Source organism: Microbulbifer agarilyticus (assembly GCF_019800665.1).
Lineage (GTDB): Bacteria > Pseudomonadota > Gammaproteobacteria > Pseudomonadales > Cellvibrionaceae > Microbulbifer > Microbulbifer agarilyticus_C.
Genome location: NZ_JAHVKO010000003.1, coordinates 77,380 through 97,051, shown reverse-complemented (window position 1 = coordinate 97,051; position 19,672 = coordinate 77,380). Strand labels below are relative to the sequence as shown.

Annotated in this window: 14 protein-coding genes; 3 read left to right on the top strand and 11 right to left on the bottom strand. The window is 50.4% G+C overall.

Features of this window, described 5'->3' with window-relative positions:
• Positions 1–119: 119 nt before the first annotated feature.
• From KUV22_RS06160 to KUV22_RS06150, 3 genes are all read left to right on the top strand, one after another.
• The gene (locus KUV22_RS06160) at positions 120–2,024 is read left to right on the top strand and encodes a type VI secretion system Vgr family protein (RefSeq protein ID WP_222229414.1); all 1,905 of its coding nucleotides are present in this window, start codon (positions 120–122) and stop codon (positions 2,022–2,024) included.
• 11 nt (positions 2,025–2,035) lie between these two features.
• Positions 2,036–2,611, top strand: a complete 576-nt coding sequence (locus KUV22_RS06155) for a DUF6931 family protein (protein ID WP_222229412.1) — start codon at positions 2,036–2,038, stop codon at positions 2,609–2,611.
• 69 nt (positions 2,612–2,680) lie between these two features.
• Positions 2,681–2,974 carry a PAAR domain-containing protein gene (locus KUV22_RS06150; protein ID WP_077399842.1) on the top strand — a complete coding sequence of 98 codons (294 nt, stop codon included), beginning with the start codon at positions 2,681–2,683 and terminating at the stop codon, positions 2,972–2,974.
• Between the two features lie 76 nt (positions 2,975–3,050).
• On the opposite strand, the gene tssH is transcribed toward KUV22_RS06150, so the two are convergent.
• The 11 genes from tssH to tssM form a co-directional block, all read right to left on the bottom strand.
• A complete protein-coding gene (tssH, locus tag KUV22_RS06145; protein WP_222229410.1) occupies positions 3,051–5,735 on the bottom strand; it encodes a type VI secretion system ATPase TssH in 2,685 nt (894 codons plus the stop codon).
• Between the two features lie 101 nt (positions 5,736–5,836).
• Complete coding sequence (gene tssG / locus KUV22_RS06140; RefSeq protein WP_222229408.1) at positions 5,837–6,976, bottom strand: type VI secretion system baseplate subunit TssG; 1,140 nt, start codon at positions 6,974–6,976, stop codon at positions 5,837–5,839.
• A complete protein-coding gene (gene tssF / locus KUV22_RS06135; RefSeq protein WP_222229406.1) occupies positions 6,940–8,769 on the bottom strand; it encodes a type VI secretion system baseplate subunit TssF in 1,830 nt (609 codons plus the stop codon). The genes tssG and tssF overlap by 37 nt, the downstream gene beginning before the upstream one ends.
• Complete coding sequence (gene tssE / locus KUV22_RS06130) at positions 8,769–9,242, bottom strand: type VI secretion system baseplate subunit TssE (protein WP_222229404.1); 474 nt, start codon at positions 9,240–9,242, stop codon at positions 8,769–8,771. The genes tssF and tssE overlap by 1 nt, the downstream gene beginning before the upstream one ends.
• Positions 9,242–10,747 (bottom strand): type VI secretion system contractile sheath large subunit, encoded by a 1,506-nt coding sequence (gene tssC, locus KUV22_RS06125; protein ID WP_261319233.1) that lies wholly within the window; start codon positions 10,745–10,747, stop codon positions 9,242–9,244. The genes tssE and tssC (KUV22_RS06125) overlap by 1 nt, the downstream gene beginning before the upstream one ends.
• Positions 10,748–10,836: 89 nt before the next feature.
• Positions 10,837–12,324: a type VI secretion system contractile sheath large subunit gene (gene tssC / locus KUV22_RS06120; protein WP_222229402.1), complete on the bottom strand. Its 1,488-nt coding sequence runs from the start codon at positions 12,322–12,324 to the stop codon at positions 10,837–10,839.
• Positions 12,324–12,842, bottom strand: a complete 519-nt coding sequence (tssB, locus tag KUV22_RS06115) for a type VI secretion system contractile sheath small subunit (protein WP_222229400.1) — start codon at positions 12,840–12,842, stop codon at positions 12,324–12,326. The genes tssC (KUV22_RS06120) and tssB overlap by 1 nt, the downstream gene beginning before the upstream one ends.
• A 47-nt stretch (positions 12,843–12,889) precedes the next feature.
• Positions 12,890–14,173, bottom strand: coding sequence for a type VI secretion system protein TssA (tssA, locus tag KUV22_RS06110; protein ID WP_222229398.1), 1,284 nt, complete (start codon positions 14,171–14,173; stop codon positions 12,890–12,892).
• A 67-nt stretch (positions 14,174–14,240) separates the two neighbouring features.
• Entirely contained in the window at positions 14,241–15,110 is an 870-nt protein-coding gene (locus tag KUV22_RS06105) for a hypothetical protein (protein ID WP_222229396.1), read from the bottom strand.
• 322 nt (positions 15,111–15,432) lie between these two features.
• The gene (tagF, locus tag KUV22_RS06100) at positions 15,433–16,104 is read right to left on the bottom strand and encodes a type VI secretion system-associated protein TagF (RefSeq protein WP_222229394.1); all 672 of its coding nucleotides are present in this window, start codon (positions 16,102–16,104) and stop codon (positions 15,433–15,435) included.
• Between the two features lie 11 nt (positions 16,105–16,115).
• Positions 16,116–19,658 (bottom strand): type VI secretion system membrane subunit TssM, encoded by a 3,543-nt coding sequence (tssM, locus tag KUV22_RS06095; protein WP_222229392.1) that lies wholly within the window; start codon positions 19,656–19,658, stop codon positions 16,116–16,118.
• Positions 19,659–19,672: the final 14 nt, after the last annotated feature.

The window sequence follows — 19,672 nt, the reverse complement described above, 5'->3', positions numbered from 1 at the left end:
GGCTTTTCGCTATGTTAGATTTATATTTATTGGTTTTAGTAAATTTGTGCGCACTGCGTAGGACACGGAAATCCTGGACTTGATCCGAAGTCTGGAATCCAAAGGGATTTGGTACTCTCATGACTGGACTCAATCAAGATAAGCGAATGATTCGGACACAGTGTCCGATCGGAAAAGATATATTTATCGCAACGGCGATCTCAGGGGAAGAGCACATATCCTCACTCTACTGCTATCAATTGCGCTTACTTTCCGACAAGCATGACATCACCCAAAATATGATTGTTGGGAAGCCATTTTTTATATCAATACATAATGGCGATGCAGAAAAGCACATAGACGGATTTGTTACCAATTTTTCGATGCACGATGTGAACAGCGAAGGACTTCGTGAGTACACGGCAACAATTCAACCAGGGCTATGGTTTACCCATCTGGCCGGAAAAAATAGAATTTTCGAAAACAAATCGGTTATTACGATCATCGAGGAAGTACTAAAGGAATATTCAGGCGTTGTAAAATTTACTGAGAACCTCAGTTCAAACTACCTGAAGCGGGAATACTGCGTTCAGTTCAATGAAAGTGATTACCAGTTCATCACTCGGCTTATGGCGGAAGAAGGCATTGCATATTACTTCCTTCAGACCAGCAATAATCACGAAATGGTCATCTGTGATGATCATAAACACTTCTATGACTGCCGTGGAGACGCACTCGAGTACGACGGCGGCGGCACACAACCGAGCAAGTACTCGGTACATAGTTGGCGTAGAGAATTTAACTATCATGGGGGCGGTTTCGAATTTAAAGATTACAACGAATACACGCCATCCAAAGATAATGTGCAGAATATAAGTACCACTAGCAAGCTTAATAGCGTTGATACATATACCCAGAGTGCATATGGCCGCAATCATTTCGAGGGCAAGACTGATGGGACCCACCTATTTCAGGACAACCATCACAAGACAATAACCGAGCGGGCCGTGGAATCGTTAGAAGCAGGTTTTGATACCGCGCATGGGACCAGCGACTGCGGCGAGCTTGCTGCAGGAGGACGATTTGACCTGGCACACACGCTCAAAACCGAAAAAGGTACCTATTTAGTCACCTCGCTTAGATTAACCGCTTCTGACAGTAACAGCGATGAATCCACCTTTCACAACGCTTTCAAATGCATTCCCGACAAGGTAATGCCACGCCCCCAGTACCCAACTTCCCCACACAAAATTCTCTATCCACAGGTAGCGAAGGTTCAGGAAGTGAAGGCCACGGAAAGCTCTGGTTCAGAAGACAAATATACCCAGCTTAAAGTGCAGTTTCCCTGGAATTCCAAGCAGAATAGTTGCTGGATCCGCGTAATGCAGTCGTTCTCTGGTAAAAACTGGGGCGCGAGCTTTGTTCCTCGCGTCGACCAGGAAGTCGTTGTGAGTTACATAAATGGGAATCCAGACCGTCCATTGGTGACAGGCGCTGTATTTAACACAGACAATCCTGGACCCCAGTACACAGCAACCCAAAGTGGCTGGAAAACCCAGATTTCGGGTAGCAAATTCAATGAACTTCGCTTCGATGACAAGAAAAATAGCGAAGAAATCTACATGGAAGCCGGTAAGGATCACAACTATATGATCCACAATGACCAAACCGGAAAGATCGACAACAATCAGTCGCTAGAAATCAAGAAGAACCGTTCCGTTACCATTGCAGAGGGCAACGAAAGCATAACGCTTGCCAAGGGTAACCAGACGGTTGATATTAAGGGTAATCAATCGGTTACGCTTAAAAGTGGAAACCAGTCCCTCAGCGTCAAGACCGGGAAACAAACCATCGATGTGATGGGTGCAATCAAGATAACCTCAAATACGTCAATCGACCTGAAAGTCGGCGGCAATAGCATTTCAATCAAACAGACTGGTATCGAGATCAAAGGCGTAATGCTGTCGTGTAAGGGCGACGCTACTGCTGAGTTGAAAGCCAGTGGCATGCTTACTCTTAACGGTGGCATCACCAAGATTAACTGACGGATACCACAATGACAGATCTTGTGAAAGTTGAGGCAACGACCGCTGACGAGCTACTCGCGCATATAGAGATCAGTGAAGAGGGGCAACCGCATTTGGTGGGAGATACCGCCCCTGAGGTGAGTATTCTCCGCTTGATGGATGCATGCTGCTTTGGAGACGCGGTAAAGCTACTCGCAGCGGGTCTACCCAAACGTGAAGCTGTTTGGTGGGCGTGCTTAAGTGCCCGCGATATACACAGCCCTGAAACTGACGAAAACAATGTGAAGGCGCTAGTTGCAGCTGAAAACTGGGTAAAAAGCCCATCTGAAGAGCGCCGTTTGATCTGCAAACAGATGGGTGAAGTAACGAAGCATAAAAGCCCTGCAAGCTGGGCAGCTACAGCAGCATCTTGGTGTCACGGTAGCCTTGCGGGGCCGAATGATCCGGTAATTGAACCACCCTCGCACCTCTATGCACATGCGGTTGCCGGCAGTGTCTCACTCGCCGCGGTACTCAGCGACCCGGTGACACCCTCCGGCGCATTTAAGCGATATTTGCACCAGGGCCTTAACCTCGCACGTGGCGGCAGTGGTAAATCCGAGTAAGTTGTGATGTTCAACCAACTCTACACGCGGTAAATTTTACAACCAGCTATGTCATAAGAAGAGTAACTCATGGGTAAACCTGCCTCACGCATCACGGATATGCACGTGTGCCCAATGGTAACCGGTACAGTACCGCATGTCGGTGGCCCTATAGTGTCACCAGGTGGGCCAACTGTATTAATTGGAAATATTCCTGCAGCAACTGCCGGAAGTACCTGTACATGTGTCGGCCCGCCTGATTCCATCGTAATGGGCAGTACTACCGTATTGATTTCAAATAAGCCGGCCGCTCGAATGGGCGACAGTACCGCCCACGGTGGCAAAATAATTATCGGATACCCGACGGTTTTAGTTGGGGGCTAACCGCGGCCGGTATTCTATATCTCTACAACCAAGCCAGAAAATAGGCCGCGAAATTCGCGGCCTATTTTATAGCCAACTAGCCTAACCGGTAGGTAAAGCCACCATCCTCTCCCGCACCAATATGTACCGTCTGGATTTCCTCACCACGGGCCATTCGATTGAGACATTCGCTGGCCAACGACGGCAGTATCGACCGGTTGAGAATGATTTCAATATTCCGGGCACCAGTGTCTGCTTCCTGACAGCGTGCAACAATGTTAATTAGTACATCGGGTTCATAGGTAAACTCTGCGCCGTAGTGCTCTCTGACACGCTTGCTTATGCGGTGCATGTTGATTTTACAAATCTCAACCAGATCTTCATCATCGAGTGGGTAATAAGCAATGACATTGGTACGCCCGAGAAATGCCGGTTTAAATTTCTTCAATAGCTGCGGCCGAATATTATCAAGTAGTACCTCAGGTTCGGGTTTATCCTCCACCTGGTCAAAGATAGCTCGAATCGCATCTTCGCCCGCATTTGAAGTCATGATGATCACCGTATTCTTGAAATCGATATCCCTTCCTTCACCGTCTTTGATCGTGCCCTTATCAAACAGGTTATAGAAAATATCCTGTACGCCTGGATGCGCTTTCTCCATTTCATCCAGCAGTATCACGGAGTAGGGCTTACGCCGAGCAGCTTCGGTCAGCACACCCCCTTCGCCATAGCCCACATAGCCCGGAGGCGAACCGAGCAGCATTGATACCTTGTGCTCCTCCTTGAACTCCGACATGTTAATTGTTGTTATGTTCTGCTCGCCACCAAACAATGTGTCTGCCAAGGCAAGCGCCGTTTCCGTTTTACCTACACCGCTGGTACCACAAAACAAGAACACACCCACGGGCTTACGAGGATCGGTGAGGCCGGCACGGGACGTCTGAATTGCCTGAGCTACGGCTTCCAGAGCGTGCGGCTGACCGATCACTCGCTTATTGAGTAAACCGGCGAGGCCCTGAACGGCGAGGATTTCATCCGATACCATTTTGCCGACGGGAATACCGGTCCAATTGGCGACCACCGCAGCAATTGCTTGCTCATCCACAGTCGGTTGCATCAAAGGGGAATCACCCTGGATCTGCTGCAGCTCTTCATTCAAGCCCAGAAGTTGTTGTTTCAGGTCAACCAACTGTGACTTATCCTTGATACCTGCCCCCTCTGTAATGTCAGCCGATTCGGTATTTTGCGTAACGCTGAATAGCTCATCAATCTGGTCGCGCAAGTCGCGAATCTGATCGATGAGCGCGGTCTCCTGCTGATACTGCGCGCGAAGTTTCTCCAAACGAATTTCTGCATCTTCTTTTTCGGCTTGTAGCGTAACAAGCGTATCTTCGTGAGCGCCTGTAGCGGCATTCTCACGGCGCAGTTTCTCCATCGTCTGTGTGCGGCCAGCAATAATTCGCTGTACATCTTCGATGGGACCAGGCGTGGCCGACAGACTCAGTGCGACACGCGCACACGCAGTATCCAGGAGACTCACGGACTTATCCGGTAGCTGGCGACCGGGTATGTATCGGTGGGAAAGCTTTACGGAGGCGACGATGGCCTCATCGAGAACGCGCACACGATGATGTGATTCGAGGCTAGGGGATATTCCACGCATCATGTCGATTGCTTTTTCCTCATCCGGCTCTTCGACCTTGACGACCTGAAACCGGCGAGTCAGCGCTGGATCACGCTCGAAATATTTTTTGTATTCGGCCCAGGTTGTTGCGGCAATTGTCCGCAACTCGCCACGCGCGAGCGCAGGTTTAAGCAGATTGGCCGCGTCCCCCTGCCCTTCCTTGCCACCGGCACCAATCATGGTGTGGGCTTCATCAATAAATAAAATTATCGGGGTGGCTGATCCCCGCACTTCCTCGATAACAGACTTCAGGCGATTTTCGAACTCACCTTTGACGCTCGCTCCAGCCTGTAACAACCCCAAGTCGAGAGTACGCACCGTAACATCCCGCAAAGGTTCCGGAACATCACCGTTAGCAATGCGCAGGGCAAACCCTTCCACAACTGCTGTTTTCCCGACCCCCGCTTCTCCCGTGAGAATGGGGTTATTCTGCCGACGGCGAGTAAGAATATCGACGCACTGGCGAATCTCCTCGTCGCGCCCCAATACCGGATCAATCTCCCCGTTGCGCGCCCGTTCTGTCAGATTTACCGTGTATTTGTCCAACGCGGGAGCGTTACTGGCCACGACCGCTGCAGCCACTGAACCTTCGCTCGCTTCGCTGGACGTCAAGTGGTGTGATTCCGCCGTCTGTCCAAACATGACACGTGCGGTTTCGCGAATTGACTCCGGAGCAATAGTCCGTAAAACGGGCGTACTATCGAATATCTGCCGGCGAGAGGTCTCGTCCAACAACAAGGCCGCTAGCAAGTGACCAGAACTAACCAAACGATGGCCGAAATCAATTGAAGCCAGCATCCAGCAATTCTTGCCGGCTTCCACAATGCCGGGCGATAGCGCTGGTGGACGACTGCTACCCGCTTTGAATGCGGCAATAGACCTCGCAAGTTCCTTGGCAAAGTGAGACGGATTAATGTCATGCTTTTCTAGCAAGTGAAACAAGTCTGTATCAGACTTATCCAATAGCTTCAGTAGCCAATGCTCGATTTCCACGTTGTATTGGTTTTGTGCCAGGCAAATTCCTGCCGCGCCCTCCAGAGACTCCCGCATATGCGGTGTCATGGTTTCTACGAGGCGCTTGAGATCGATATTGATCATAGAAAAGATTCCCTTTTATATGCCGCACATCGAAACAAATTTCGATGGCTTCCATGTTGTAGTTGACGGGCATTTGGTCCGCTTGCTTATCCCAACTCGACTTATGCCGACGGTAATGCTTCATCTGGTGACATTTGATCCGCACTCAAACTGATATATACCTGGTCATCACATTTTTGCTCGCAAGACATATGTGTATTCCAACCGAGCAGGGGCTTCGTCGCGCCCTGGTGGCAAAGCTGTACCGGTTCAACTTGATCAGTAACTAGGGTCGCCGATATCTCAAAATCCATTTCCACACCAGCGCAAAGCTGTACAAATGCTTTCAAGGCTTCCAATTTGCGTCCACCCGGCGCCATAGACATGTGATCGTCGTAGCCCATCGGCTCAATAACCACGCGGAACTTGTTTTGTGCCTGGAAACAGTGAGTCCCAATAATGGTATCCATGCCCAGGCGGTTGTTCACTCCCTTTGGTTTTTCCGTGCAAGGGAGACGCGTCAATACATCTGTGGGCAGTTCATCCCACTGCCCCTGAAATTGATCGATGGAAACTGTAAGCCCGAAAAACTGCCTGATCATCTGTGCGAGACCAGTCGCAGAGCACTGTTGCCGGCCAAGGTGTCCCGCAAGCCCAAACACTGCATCATCCGGTACCGGCAATCGGTAACGGAGCTCACTGGTTCCCATTCCAGCAATGGAAGCAAGTACTTCTGTAAAGAGATCTGGCTCTTTTTCCAAGCGTAAATGTGATTGTTCATAGTTCACCGGCAGCTGATATTTTTGCCATGCGCGATATAGCAGAGAGATATGCCGATGATTAAATAGGTCTAGAAAATCCTTTAGCGCAGAATTTTTTTCCTTTAACTCCTGTTGTACAACTTCGGTCATGAAATATGGGAGAACACCCTGACTGCCGGCCAGTCCGGAGAATCCTACTTCCATTTCCCATCTATCGGTGCCGCCCTCACTCGTATCAGGGGTACAGTTATCTTCGGATTTCTGCAAGCTGAGTACATCTGCACTAACGAAAGCCAGTGAGGTTTGCGATTTAAACCGAACAAATTCGTTGCAAGGTTGGGTCGCGCTGCCAAGGCGGCTATTCGCATAGGGCGAACTGTCTCCAGGAGTGAGTATGCTGGACTCCAGTAGACGTACCGCCTGAAAGAATTCAAACTGGTACGGTGATGCCTGGAGTTGTGCGATTACACTAGCGCTTTGTCGCCTGCCCGTGGTGGCCATCGCTTCAGCTCTCCATCTCGGCCGCTCAACTTTGCGATCAACCGGGTAAATGAATTAATCGAACAGTACATTCCCAGAAAACGCTCTATCACGCTTGCGAATAACAGTGCACTTGTGCCCTTGATCATCATCGAATCCAACACAACAGTAACTTCCGTTCCTCGGCAAAGTACTACACTGCCATCGATCTGGATCGGCGCAGTGATCGGGCGCGTCTCAAGCTTGAGCAATGCCTCAATGAGGTTCCGGGTGCTTCCGGAATTACGAAAGTCGTATAAACGCAAGATTTCCTTAAAGGCTTCCGTTCCACCTTCACCACTGAGAGAGAGGTGATTCAAATTGAGATGGGAAACCAGGCGCCAGTAACCACGGGCGCGGCGGGGAGGACGTAGCGTTTCTGTAGGTGGAACCACACAGCAAATACGCTGCGCGGGAGCATCGCCGTCAACAATCGATAGATACGGCTGTGCATTACCGGTAGGCAGTTTCTTTGGCAAGTTGCGATTACTACAAGTAAGTTTGAGATCCAGTGTCTGACCTGTCGCCTCGAGCGGCTGGAAACCTAGGTCCACCAGGCTGATATCTACTTCCGATGCCTGTTCATTACCGTGCTCGCCTTCCGTTATCTCGCGACGACGGGCGTACCAGAATGCATTCTGCATACTACCTGATTGGCTATGCTGTAAACCGTAGAAGGGACGATAGCGTGTCGTGTTACCGCCCGTGTCTGTGCCATTTACCTGGTCGACTGAATAGACCTCAAGCCCATCGCCGCGGCGAACATCCGGTACCACGTGATACTGGTATTGGCGATAGTCCACAGGAATTGGGTCCGCACTCTGGGAGAACAGGTTGACCACCGGTGTACATCCGAGTGCAAACATATCCGGGTTTATCTGCTTTTCAAGCTCTTCATGAGTTTCTGAGAGATAGAAATACAGATTCAACGTGTCGCCATAGCGGGCATCTACGGCCTCCTCAATCTCGGCGATATCGATAAACTGAAACTTTTCGGGAAAGGAGAAATATTCAGTCAACAACCGATAACCCAAGAATGCGGTATCCGGATAGGGAAGTATGCCCTCATTGCTGCCAAGCCCGACTTGTTGAACGCACTCCGGATCCAAAACAACCGGCGCCGAGTCACCTTCACTGGTTGCAACAACCACTTTTACGCACTTGGTCAGCAAAAGGTCATAGAGCTCACAAATATGGCTTGGTAAACCTCGCAGATAAAATCGCAATTTGTTCAGGGAAAGATCGGAAAAGTTCACCTCACTGCTAAGAGTCTTGAGGGACAGCTTTAGAACCCCATTGGCGCCTTGAATATCATTGCATGCAGGTGCGATAAATGGCCGTGCCATCAGGCTAGCAGACTCTACTTTGAATGGAGCAACATCGACGGGATAGCAGCTGCGAAAACGACACGTCTGACCCTGGAAGCTTTGTGACTCGAGCATAAGATTTGATTCAAGTCGAACAACCCCATCCAGGTCCACTTCAGGCTCAAATTGCACAATCGCACAAGCAGGTATTGGCCGCAGGTAGTGTGGATATAGGGTTTCCAAAATCGCGTCGGTGAGTTCAGGAAAGTCATCGCTTAACTTCTGCTGTACCCGGGCATTCATATACGCGAAGCCAGACAACAGTCGACCAACTAGCGGGTCATCTACGGTTTCCGCATCAAGCTGCAGGCGGGACGCGGCAGCTGGGTGCAAGCGCGCGAATTCGCCCGCGCTCTGCTGTACGAAGGCCAACTCGCGCTCATAAAGATCAATCAGTTTTTCACTCATTATAGAATCTCCGAAACATCTACGAGTTGAGTGACTGGATTAAGCGTTGAGTCAAAAACAATGACTTCGGACGCTGGGTTTACATGCAGAACAGCTTCTACACGGAAGCGTATGCTGGGGTCCTCTACATCAACCTTTTCTTGCGTGGATACTTTTACTGAGCGTATTCGTGGCTCAAATTCAAGAATCGTTTGTTCAATATCACGACAGAATCGAATGCGGCTATCCGCCGATGTCAGGTTGATGGTAGACAGGTCCGGGAGGCCAAAATTGATATTTGAGCCCTCCAGGTTTTGATGTGCCTCAGGCGGGGAGATACAGCGATAGCGTGTGTTAAACAGGTATTCGAGATCACGCCTTACACCTTCTCGCAACTGTCGCAAGACCTGATGCGGACGCTGCAAGTCAATCTGGCCAGATGACTCCAAAAGCCGATCTAGCAACGGTGCGATAAGTCGCTTTTCCCGGGCCATTAGTTCGTTGCCCCTACACCAATTTGTGATAATGCCGTAGTGAGCTTTAGTTCCGACACCAGGTGGTCTACTGTGTAGTGCGTTTTCAGGTGGATAACACTCTGGTAACTCCCCACTTTGCCCGGTTCATCGACAACTCTTACTCGGGCTTCCCGCAGTGGGTATCGTGCAAGCATTTCCCAGGAGAGGTCTTCACGGCCTGTGGTATAGCGATCCATCCAGTGCTGTAACTGGCGCTCGCAGTCGGCCGCATTGATATAGGCTCCAACTTTGTCTCGAATCATCACTTTTATGTAGTGCGCAAAGCGGGATGCACACAGTATCTGTTGTAGCATGCCGCTAATTCGAGCATTCGCCTGAGCAGCCTTTGAGCGGTACTGTTTTATTTTCTGTAGCGAAGGGACACTGTTAAAGGCACTGTACGGGGTATCGTAGCAATGACTAAGGCTAATAAAGCCAAGATCGCTGAGTTCTCGCTCCACAAAATCGGTAATTAGAATGGAGGTCGACATCCTCTTAAACTGTGGAGTGCTATCTATGTGATACCCCAGCGCCGGTAGCTGGGTAACCAGGCCGCCGCCTAGGTGATCCCTCGCCACCCCGCGAATATGAGAAAACCAACCCACTTCGTCGAATTCGCGCATCAGGACTGTTCCAAGCGCAAATACGCTGTTTCCCCACAGGTACTTACCGCCATCGGAGCCTGTAACCTGCTCCTGAAATCGCAGCCCTTTGTACCCGGTAAAGCCCTTTGTGTACGGCTCTCGCATCAGTACTTGCGGTAAGGTAATTCCGATAAACCGGCTATCTTCAAGCTCGCGTAAGCTATTCCAACGGATATAGTGTTTTTCGCGGAAAATTTCACTGTAGTCCATCGGCTTGGCGAGATCGTTGTAGTGATCCACACCAAAGAGTTGGGGCGCCGCACTACAGACGAAAGGCGCAAATGCGGCCGCTGCTGTATGCGCTATCCCTTTTAGGGTAAAGACATCGTCGTAGGGGTGCCCCTCATATGGTCGGTGGGAAATGTAGTAATCACCAAGAAGTAGACCGTAGGGCTCACCACCAGGTGTTCCAAATTCTTCGTTATAAATGAGATGAAAAAAACCAGACTGATCAAAATCAGGTGCGCGCTCTATATCACGCGCCAGATCACGCCAACTCAAGTCGAGGAGCTTTGTTTTGATATTTTGAGCACTAGGTGCCTCCTGGACCAGAAGATACAGTCCGCGCCAGCTCGCCTCTAGACGCTGAAACTTTGGAGTATGGAGAATTTTGTTAAGCTGCTCGCTGACTAATGTATCTAGCTCAACAACCAAACCGCTTATCCACTGACGAGCGCAGGCGCCATAAGTTGTGTCGCAATCGTTCTTGGCTCTGACCAGAGATTCAAAAGCACGTAAATCATCGGGCTCTTCTAGAAATGCCCGCAGCCAATTTGCGCAGGATATATCGTTATTCGATACATCACTGTCACAATATGAACTGTTAGAAACGGCAGGCAAGATAGAACTCCCAAAGTCCTTGGATCAAAAATGGCATTGAGCGCAAGCTCGGAGAAGAGTGATTGGGGCCGTTACCGGCCCCGTAATCGTTAACCCGCAGACGGAATATTGGCAACCATGCGCATGGAGGTCGTGAGTTCTTCCATTTGCAGCCACGGCTTAAGGTAGGCCACCGCACTGTAGCAGCCAGGCTGTCCAGGAATCTCCTTCACCTCGACACGGGCTTCTGCGAGCGGATACTTGGCCTTCATTTCCGCGCTCGCTTCAGGGTTCGAATTGGTGTATTGCGAAATCCACTTGTTTAGCCAGCGTTCGCAATCACCGGCCTCCATAAAGGAGCCCACTTTATCCCGTGCCATCACCTTGAGATAATGCGCAATACGGGAGGTCGCCATCAGATAGGGCAATCGCGCTGAGATAGATGCATTGGCAGTCGCATCAGGATTATCAAATGCCTTAGGTTTCTGCGCACTTTGGGAACCAAAGAACACAGAGTAATCGGTGTTCTTATAGTGACACAGGGGCAAAAAGCCCTGTGCACTGAGTTCTGCTTCACGGCGGTCAGTAATCCCTATCTCAGTGGGACACTTCTGATCGAGGTCACCGTCATCACTTTTGAAGACGTGGGTGGGGAGGCCTTCCACTTTACCGCCGCCTTCAGCACCACGAATGGCTGTGCACCAGGAGTTTTCAGCAAATGCCTGAGTCATGGTTGTGCCCATGACGTAGGAGGCATTCATCCAGCAGTACTGATCGTGCTCCGCGGGCTTGGAAACGCCAGACTCATCGACTTCAAACTCTTCAAAATTGAATGACTCCACTGGCTTGGTATTCGCACCATAGGGAGTCCGCGCAAGCGTACGCGGCATAACCAATGTCACGAAGCGAGAATCGTCACTGTCGCGGAAGCTACGCCACTTGATGTATTCGCCAGATTCGAAGATACCACCGAGGTCACGGGGCTTGGAAAGTTCGGTAAAATCATTGAAGCCGAACATGCCAGCACCGGCAGCGGAGATAAACGGACAGAATCCCGCTGCAGCGACGTTCGACATCTTACTGAGCAGCTCGATATCTTCCGGATGACTGGTGAATTCGAAATCACCAATCATGCATCCAAAAGGCTCACCACCTGCGGTACCAAACTCCTCTTCATAAATCTTCTTGAAGGTCTGGCTCTGATCAAACTCCACCGCCTTGTCCAGGTCGCGGAACAACTCGCGCTTGGAGAGGTTCATCATGCGAATTTTAAGTGTCGCACCAGTTTCCGAATTCATAACCAGGTGGTTTAGTCCACGCCAGGATCCCTCCAATTTCTGGAACTTTTCGTCGTGCAAAATTGCCGACAGTTGACGCGACATTGCCTGGTCGATTGCCTCGACAGCCTTGTTTATGGTTTGGGTCAAGTTACGATCCCAAGTCAACGTACCCTGCAGCGCCTGGGTGGTCAGGTTGGCAATCAAATCCTGCGCCTCATCGGGCTGGGTCTGCTTGGTCGCGCTGATTGCTTGTTCAAGCAGGTTAACCGACTGCTCTTCTGCTTCCTGTTCCGCTACATTTTCAACTTCGGTACTCATTACGCGTCCTCTCCCTTATCTTCACCAAGCCCTAACTGTTCCGAAATTGCACTTACATTTTCCGTGCTCTTGAGAATATCCTCGAGCACCTTCTCCAATTCTTCGGAGCGGTCAGCCTTGCTCAATAGATCGCGCAATTTACTGCGAGCTTCAAGAAGTTGCTTCAGCGGCTCTACCTGATCAACAATTTGTTCGGGAGTGAAATCATCCATGTGATTGAAATCAAGATCCACGGCCATCTTGCTACCGTCATCGGCAAGCGTATTTTCCACTTGTAAATTGAGCTTTGGATTGACCTTGGCCATCACATCATTGAAGTTGTCGCGGTCGATCTGAACAAATTTTCGCTCTTTCAATGGACGTCGATTTTCGGTGTTGTCACCGGAGTAATCCCCCATCACTCCTGTCACGAAAGGCAGCTCTTTTTTTACCTCCGCACCATTCGTTTCCACGTCATAAGTGATATGTACCCGCGGCTTACGCACACGCTTCAGTTTGTTATGAATACTCTCGGACATCGGGCTCTCCTTTCCTCAATTCGGGGATGGTGATGATTTTCTTGGGTTTACCAACTGGGTTCGGCGGACGAGGTGGACGGTGTTTCCGGCTGATCCGACCAGCCTCCGTCACTGTCTTCGGATATTGGCGCAGCCGATAACTCGGCTGCCTGGGAGGGACTAGATGCATTTACCTTCGGGGCAGCTACATACCGCTGACTGTCGCTCCCATCCAGAAGAACACCTGTCAACTGCGAATAAATTGCTCGGGCTTGGTCGTCGGGCAACAATTCCGTCATTAGTTCTGCAACCGTCATTCGGCCCCAGCTGATTAACCTCTCAAGACCTGGCGCCAACGGTGTATGGGGCTCATAAGTGCGGAAATAACGCGCTGCTTTTTCCAGCAACACCAAAGCCTCTTCACGTGAAGTGATAGCACCGCTGGGCACAGATACTTGCTGCATCATTGCGGCGACTTGCTGCATTCCTGGCTCTTGCACGTCGTCACCTCCCGAGGTTTCTGCCACCTCAGGGTCCGAACTCAGCGACTCAAGCTGCAAACTATAAATAAATCGAGTTGTGCGTAAGACTTCGTCCAGGAGACTGGTTATATTCGAGAAAGGTGGTGCATCATGTCCACAGCGCTCTCGCAACGCCTCATTGATTTTCTTATAGGTTGAGAGGGCCTCCTCAAGAGTGCCCACCAGATCGTCTGCCCATTGCGGAGCGGCGCTATTTGAACACTGTTCAAACTCGCCGATATCGTAGCCTAAGGTTTCTATCCGGGCAGATTTTCCATCTGGATCTGCAATCTTGTCTGCGTCCCGGGCCTGTTGGTATTGGAAGAATGAAAATCCACCATAATCCCCATGAGGCGTAATTTCTGCGCTTCTAATCGGCAAAAGCAAGGTGCCGTCCGCGCCATCGCCATTTAGACCAGTAAGCGGGGCGACTTTGGTTTCCATGCCATCTTCGTCTGGCTCTGGATACAGGCCTTCCCAGAATTTCTCAATCAGGCCATTGATCAATAAAATTCCATCGCGCAAGCCAGCAAAGCCGTGGAGGCGAATTAGTGCCTCTGTATACCAGCTTGCCACTTCTAGATCTTTGCTTTTTTCACGCAGGATCTTTTCGGCGGTTGCCGCAACATCACGCCAGGGTGCAAGCAAATCGATATCGCTTTCATCAAACATGGCCGAGCGCTCGGCGGCACGGGCATTATTGCGCGCGTCTTTGATTGTGTAATAGTCAGATGTAGGAGATCGATCGTTACGGATATCCTCCCCTTGAGCACTGTCTCCCGCTACATCGTGTAGTAGGGCATCAACATCAACCACGCTGGCAAAGGCCATAGAAATTCCTTTTCTAGTCTTTATCGCTGCATCTCTGCAAAGCAGCGCACTATCGATTATTGACAGGTCAGGCCCGCATACGGCGCCTATGTTGCAACACGGTCTGCGATGTAGGCCGCGACATAGGCCGCGACATAGGCCGCGACATAGGCCGCAGATTTACATCGCGCGGGGCTTGCGTATTGATGACATCCAGGCTTGAGACAACGCCAAGGAGCCGTTCGCGATTTCTATCGAAGTCCTCGGATTCACTCCAAGCAACCTGCGTAAATACTCGCCCGCCTTCACTACTGCAGGCGACCAGGTACCTAACTCTGACCTGGTCAATTTCAGCGGTCAGTTCCCCAACAAACCCGTTGAAACCCGCCCGTCGTAGCGATGTGACCGCGCGCCTGATTTCTCCGCAATGAACTTGATCAACACACTGCATTAACTGACGGCAGCAGTAATTTTCCAATGCGGCAGATGAATCAATACTCTGTACCGGCTGCGATAAAACCACATGGAATATATTTTCATTCAAGTTGCCTACCTGAATCACCGCCCGTCGGTTTAGACCACATAGACGTTGCCACGGGGAAGGAACCTTCAGGCTACAGCTGCCGTCACTTGCTGCTATCTGACTTGTTTCGTTTTTTAATACCTTCGTTGAATCGGTGTACTGCGGTGTCTTATCTTCTGAATTTCCGCATGTCGATCCGCTGGATGACTGAATAACTTCTGCACTCCAACCCGCACCTCTAAATAGCTTCACAAGGCGATCTGCTTCAGCTTTCATTCCAAAGCGCTTCACCGTCGGATTGTGGGCGGAGAGCAAGCGATTAATGTCGTCGAATTTGAGGCCGAGCATTTTCGACAGGCGCGAGATACCCTCTCGTCGGCTTATGCCGTCACAAAGATTCCCGGTAAATACGACACGAAAACCTCTCACAGACATTTTTTTCCCTAAAAATATAACCCCACCATCCATTGGGGGTTAGATGACAACACAACTGGCGCACTTCGAATAAACCAACATTCCAATTTCGCCGTATATAATAGGTACATTTGTACCGATTAATCTTCGCGTAGATACAACATTTTATCGAAATAAACTGATCAAAAAAGATCTCTTACATCACTAATACTTGCAATTCATTATTTTTATTGGCACGGGCATACCAACTAAGTTAAAAATGAAGCGAGTTTTTTGACAAAAAAAACCAAGCAGTACGGCGATCAATTAAAATTTGTGTCGTCAGGTAGGCTCACCCAATCCACTACCAGCTGCGATGGCCTGCTCCCAGCATGGCACAATAGACCGATGGATCTGGCAAAGAACTACACAGCATAGTAGTCGGCGGGAGAAATTGGGAACCTGAACACCACCATAGACTGTGGCTGCCCGCATTACCGTTAAGCATTTTTTCAACCAAGAACGGATAACTGTGTTCTATTTCCTTAGCACCATTAACGGTTATGAGTCCGCCCTGACAGCTACCGGAAATCTCAGCAGCACCGGCAGCCGTTGCGGCGGGAAATTTTCCTAGAACTTGGTCCACCAGAAGCGTGTTCTGTAGCGATTCGATCGCAAGATCGGATAGTTCCTCGTACCATTTTTTTTGGTTCGCCATTATGGAAAATATATTCACGTCTTCCGGTTGCGATGCGGCAAAGGTGAGTGGGTAATAGCGCCCTACACTATCCACGCTCGGTACAAGAACACCTGCCCAGCCCTGCTCATCCAAAACCCCTGGTGAAAATGCGAAGCGCCAGATCGGGCTGGTCAGGTAATAATCCAACCACCCCTCACCAATCATTTCTCTCGCCCCGTGCACCGCTCGTTGGAGCCACTCATCCCAGGGTGTAAGGAAGCTACCCGGAAAATTTCGCTGAACAAAATCCCCATGTGCGGGCAGCTTTCCAAATATACCGTTGTTGTACATCAGCATTTACCCGCTCGCTATAAGACTTGCGGACAGCGGTATGCTGCCAACAGGTTCCAATCGAACGGGTTATAAGCGCTGGAAGAACGAACGCGAAACTGCGCGGAACGGCCCTCTTCGCGGAATGTAAGTAGATATTCGTTATTACTGCGCCCACGCTGCATTTCCGTATTACCTAGTAAGCGATACCAGGCCCAATCACCTTCAAAATGCTGGCGATGCACCGTCTGGTTAAGGTCTTCGAAAATGATGCGCGCTCGATTGGACTGACCGCCGCGCCAATCTAGATTACTTGTGGTACGGGGGCCATGGGAATATGGCACACGCTGATTTCCCAGCTCGAGCGTGAACAACCGTACACCAGAATCTAGCTTTGTGGGTTCTATACGGAAGCCATAACCAGCTTCTTCTCCTTGCGCAAAGAGCGTCTTACGGATGATTTCGGCCCGCTGCAATTGCGTCAGTGAGCTTGATGAAATTCCAAGACTGCGTCCTTCCAACGATCGAGGCTTCCAGCTACGCGTATCGATGAATGGCTTCAAATATTCGTTTACAAACTGCTGCTCCACTCCTCCGGGCTTGAAGTATTCATTGAATAGCATTACCGGAGTTTCCAGCTCGCTACGGCTCTGTAGTGGGAATCGGTTAGCCAGGCTCCGGCTGTAGACGCTATATACTTGTTCTCGCCAGGCTCTATCCACATGGCCTTTTGCTTTCGCCATAACCAATGCCCAACTGTTGTCCGCGACCTGCTTCAACCAGTTGTCGAAAGGTGCAGGAGCCTTGCTGGCCTTGATATGCAGCTGCTTGATCGCATCACTAGCGCCCGAAAATCGTGCCTTGGCTTTATTGAACGCAGCTTCGCTCGCATCAACACCGCCATCGATTTCCGTAAGGTAGTCATGCACCTGCGCTATAGCTATAAGATATTCCTGTACGCGTGCGGGCCGCCCCTTCTCGCTCTTGGTCAAGCGATGTAACTCTTCGAAACGAACGTCAACGAGGTTTGGCGAGTACTGGTCTGTAAGCGCGTTTGCAGCGCCCGCCACAGCGGCTGCTCCCAAGCGTCGCGTGGTACTTGAAACTGGTAAGGGAACACCATTCGCATCCAGCGGTACTGCAGGGCGAGCGGTCAATTGGGTGTTGTCTGACGTAATTTCAGCGATAGCAAGTAATGGGGAATAGACCGGGTCTGCCAATTTCGATAGCACCGCGAGCGCATCCGTCGTTGAGCTAAAACGGGTCAGCGAAAAACCGTCGAGAAAATCCCGCCAACGCTGATGATACTCCGCAAGATATATACGCTTAACTTCGTCACCAAGCTTCTCTCTATCGGCCTCGCTGAAGTCTTCACCATCAACGCCACTTCCATAAATCCAGCGCTCTTGCGCGAGTTGCTGCAGTAGTTCTGAGTCTGCTCCGAAATCGAGTTCCTTGTATCCTGCTTTGGTGTACAGGTACGGAATCTGAAAGCGCGCACTGGTTGCGTCGATACCGAAAAGCTGTTGCGTATCGCCACCTACATCACTATACAAATCAATATAGGTCTGGCCAATTTCACTGCGCTGTAGTTGTCCATAGAGACGCTGAGGCACTGGTATGCGACGCAATTGTTGACGTGCACCGGCAACTACCTGGTCATCTGGCATACGACCTGCAGGCATAGCACCGGTCAGGAGACGGCGTAAATGTCCGCGCAATGACTCCTGCTTTATCGCCTGTCCGCTCAGTTGTTTTGTCCACACCTCCGCAAAATATGTCTGTAGCACATCGAGATCTCGCTTTTCATCGTCGAAGAGCATGAGATAGGTTTTTAGGGTTGGGACCAAAGCTGGGTCAGCACTTCCCATTTGCACAAGATCGCGCTCAATTGTCGTTTGTAGCGCTGGTAGGAATAGCGAGTTCAATTGCTCTCGATACAGCGCATCCGCCGCCCGATCTACTCGATCATCATAGAGGCCCAGATTATTTAACCAAGGATGCTCTTCTTTCTGGTAAACCTGTGCTGCAGTGTACAAATGATCCAGCTGCGGTAGGGTCACTATCGGCGAGACGGGTCGCCCAAGTGATTCTGACTGGAGCTTTTCAAAGTCTTGAATGTTGTCCGCGACTTCTCCCATGTACAGTTTGTTCTGGGCAAGGCTTCCCGTCCATAAGAACATTGCGCCGACAAAAACCGCAGCTGAAGCGGCATATACAGCGCTGCGTAACCAACGGGTCACGCGTTCTAGATTTCGATTTACTCCGACCAACTCAGCCTCAGGAAATACCACGTCTTTTAACAGTCGGTTCAGAAAGTAACTTTTTCCGGCCCCCTGGAATTTCGGAGCGACCTCCCGCTCTAGATTGAAGTCCGCGCTCACCGACGCCATCATGCGATCGATCGGACTACCCTCTTGCGTACCACTGCTAAAATAGACGCCTCGCAGCAATGGCACAGTATCGTAGCGATTCGAACTAAATGCCTGACGCAGGAAATCGGAAAGAACGTTTTGTAGGCTCTCCATTCGCGCCGGAAAACCTTGCAGCAAAGCGCGTTTCTCGATATTTCGCTCTTGGTTAACTCGCCACAGAACACGTTGGTTAAGGCGGCCGATCAACGATCTGAACTCGCCAGCGAATTCATCCAATGGGGCTCCATCACCAGGGCTACTTTCTTCGGGAAAGCTGATTCCCCAGACCTGCCCGCGCTCGGCTTGCGAAAGGTTATCAAAAAACTCACAGAACCCTGCAACAAGGTCGCACTTGGTGAAAGTGAGGTAAATCGGAAAACGAATACCCAGCTGTTGCTGCAGTTCGTTCACCCGTGCGCGGATAGTTTTCGCCTGATGCATACGCTGTTCGGTCGACTGCACCATCAAGTCTTGCAGGCTGATGGCCACAAGCACACCATTGATGGGACGACGGCGGCGGTATTTCTGTAGCAATGAGAGAAACGCCTTCCAGGCACTATTATCATGCACGCGGTGGCTATCTTGTGTCGTGTACCGACCTGCCGTATCAATCATTACCGCATCATTGGTAAACCACCAATCACAGTTTCGTGTACCTCCCACGCCACCGAGCGCCTCTTTCCCATGACTCTTCTCCAACGGAAATTCCAAGCCAGAGTTAGCAAGTGCAGTAGTTTTTCCCGACCCAGGAGGACCGATAATGATGTACCAGGGTAACTGGTAAAGTGAGACCTGCCCTCGCTCTGAGTGAAAACGGGCTTTGCGCAACACTTTCATCGCGTCGCGAAAACGGTCCGATAATGCATGTAGTTCTTCCTCACTACGTGCCTGATCGGGATCTTTGGCCGGATCTTCTCTTGAAGATTCAATACTCTCAATCAGCGCTTGGTTCTGTCGACGCTCAACGAGCCATTGCGCTAAGTTCCACACAAACCAAATGGTAAACAAAAATACAATGATCACCAGGCGCGGCCCCTTGGATAGGGTTGCGTTATCACTACCGAACTTGATGTACCCTGCACCGAACCAGATCAACAGTGAAAGTGCGCTCAGCCCAATCAGGCCGAGCACCCATTTATTTGAAAAGAAATTGGCCAGACGTTTCATTGTGCTTTCCAGCC

What these genes read in the sequence shown, in the direction of transcription:
- tssH (WP_222229410.1), bottom strand. Translation starts at nt 5,735, where the DNA reads ATGATCAATATCGATCTCAAGCGCCTCGTAGAAACCATGACACCGCAT.
- tssA (WP_222229398.1), bottom strand. Translation starts at nt 14,173, where the DNA reads ATGGCCTTTGCCAGCGTGGTTGATGTTGATGCCCTACTACACGATGTA.
- tssM (WP_222229392.1), bottom strand. Translation starts at nt 19,658, where the DNA reads ATGAAACGTCTGGCCAATTTCTTTTCAAATAAATGGGTGCTCGGCCTG.
- tssG (WP_222229408.1), bottom strand. Translation starts at nt 6,976, where the DNA reads ATGGCCACCACGGGCAGGCGACAAAGCGCTAGTGTAATCGCACAACTC.
- tssC (WP_222229402.1), bottom strand. Translation starts at nt 12,324, where the DNA reads ATGAGTACCGAAGTTGAAAATGTAGCGGAACAGGAAGCAGAAGAGCAG.
- tssF (WP_222229406.1), bottom strand. Translation starts at nt 8,769, where the DNA reads ATGAGTGAAAAACTGATTGATCTTTATGAGCGCGAGTTGGCCTTCGTA.
- KUV22_RS06150 (WP_077399842.1), top strand. Translation starts at nt 2,681, where the DNA reads ATGGGTAAACCTGCCTCACGCATCACGGATATGCACGTGTGCCCAATG.
- tssB (WP_222229400.1), bottom strand. Translation starts at nt 12,842, where the DNA reads ATGTCCGAGAGTATTCATAACAAACTGAAGCGTGTGCGTAAGCCGCGG.
- tssE (WP_222229404.1), bottom strand. Translation starts at nt 9,242, where the DNA reads ATGGCCCGGGAAAAGCGACTTATCGCACCGTTGCTAGATCGGCTTTTG.
- KUV22_RS06155 (WP_222229412.1), top strand. Translation starts at nt 2,036, where the DNA reads ATGACAGATCTTGTGAAAGTTGAGGCAACGACCGCTGACGAGCTACTC.
- KUV22_RS06105 (WP_222229396.1), bottom strand. Translation starts at nt 15,110, where the DNA reads ATGTCTGTGAGAGGTTTTCGTGTCGTATTTACCGGGAATCTTTGTGAC.
- tagF (WP_222229394.1), bottom strand. Translation starts at nt 16,104, where the DNA reads ATGCTGATGTACAACAACGGTATATTTGGAAAGCTGCCCGCACATGGG.
- KUV22_RS06160 (WP_222229414.1), top strand. Translation starts at nt 120, where the DNA reads ATGACTGGACTCAATCAAGATAAGCGAATGATTCGGACACAGTGTCCG.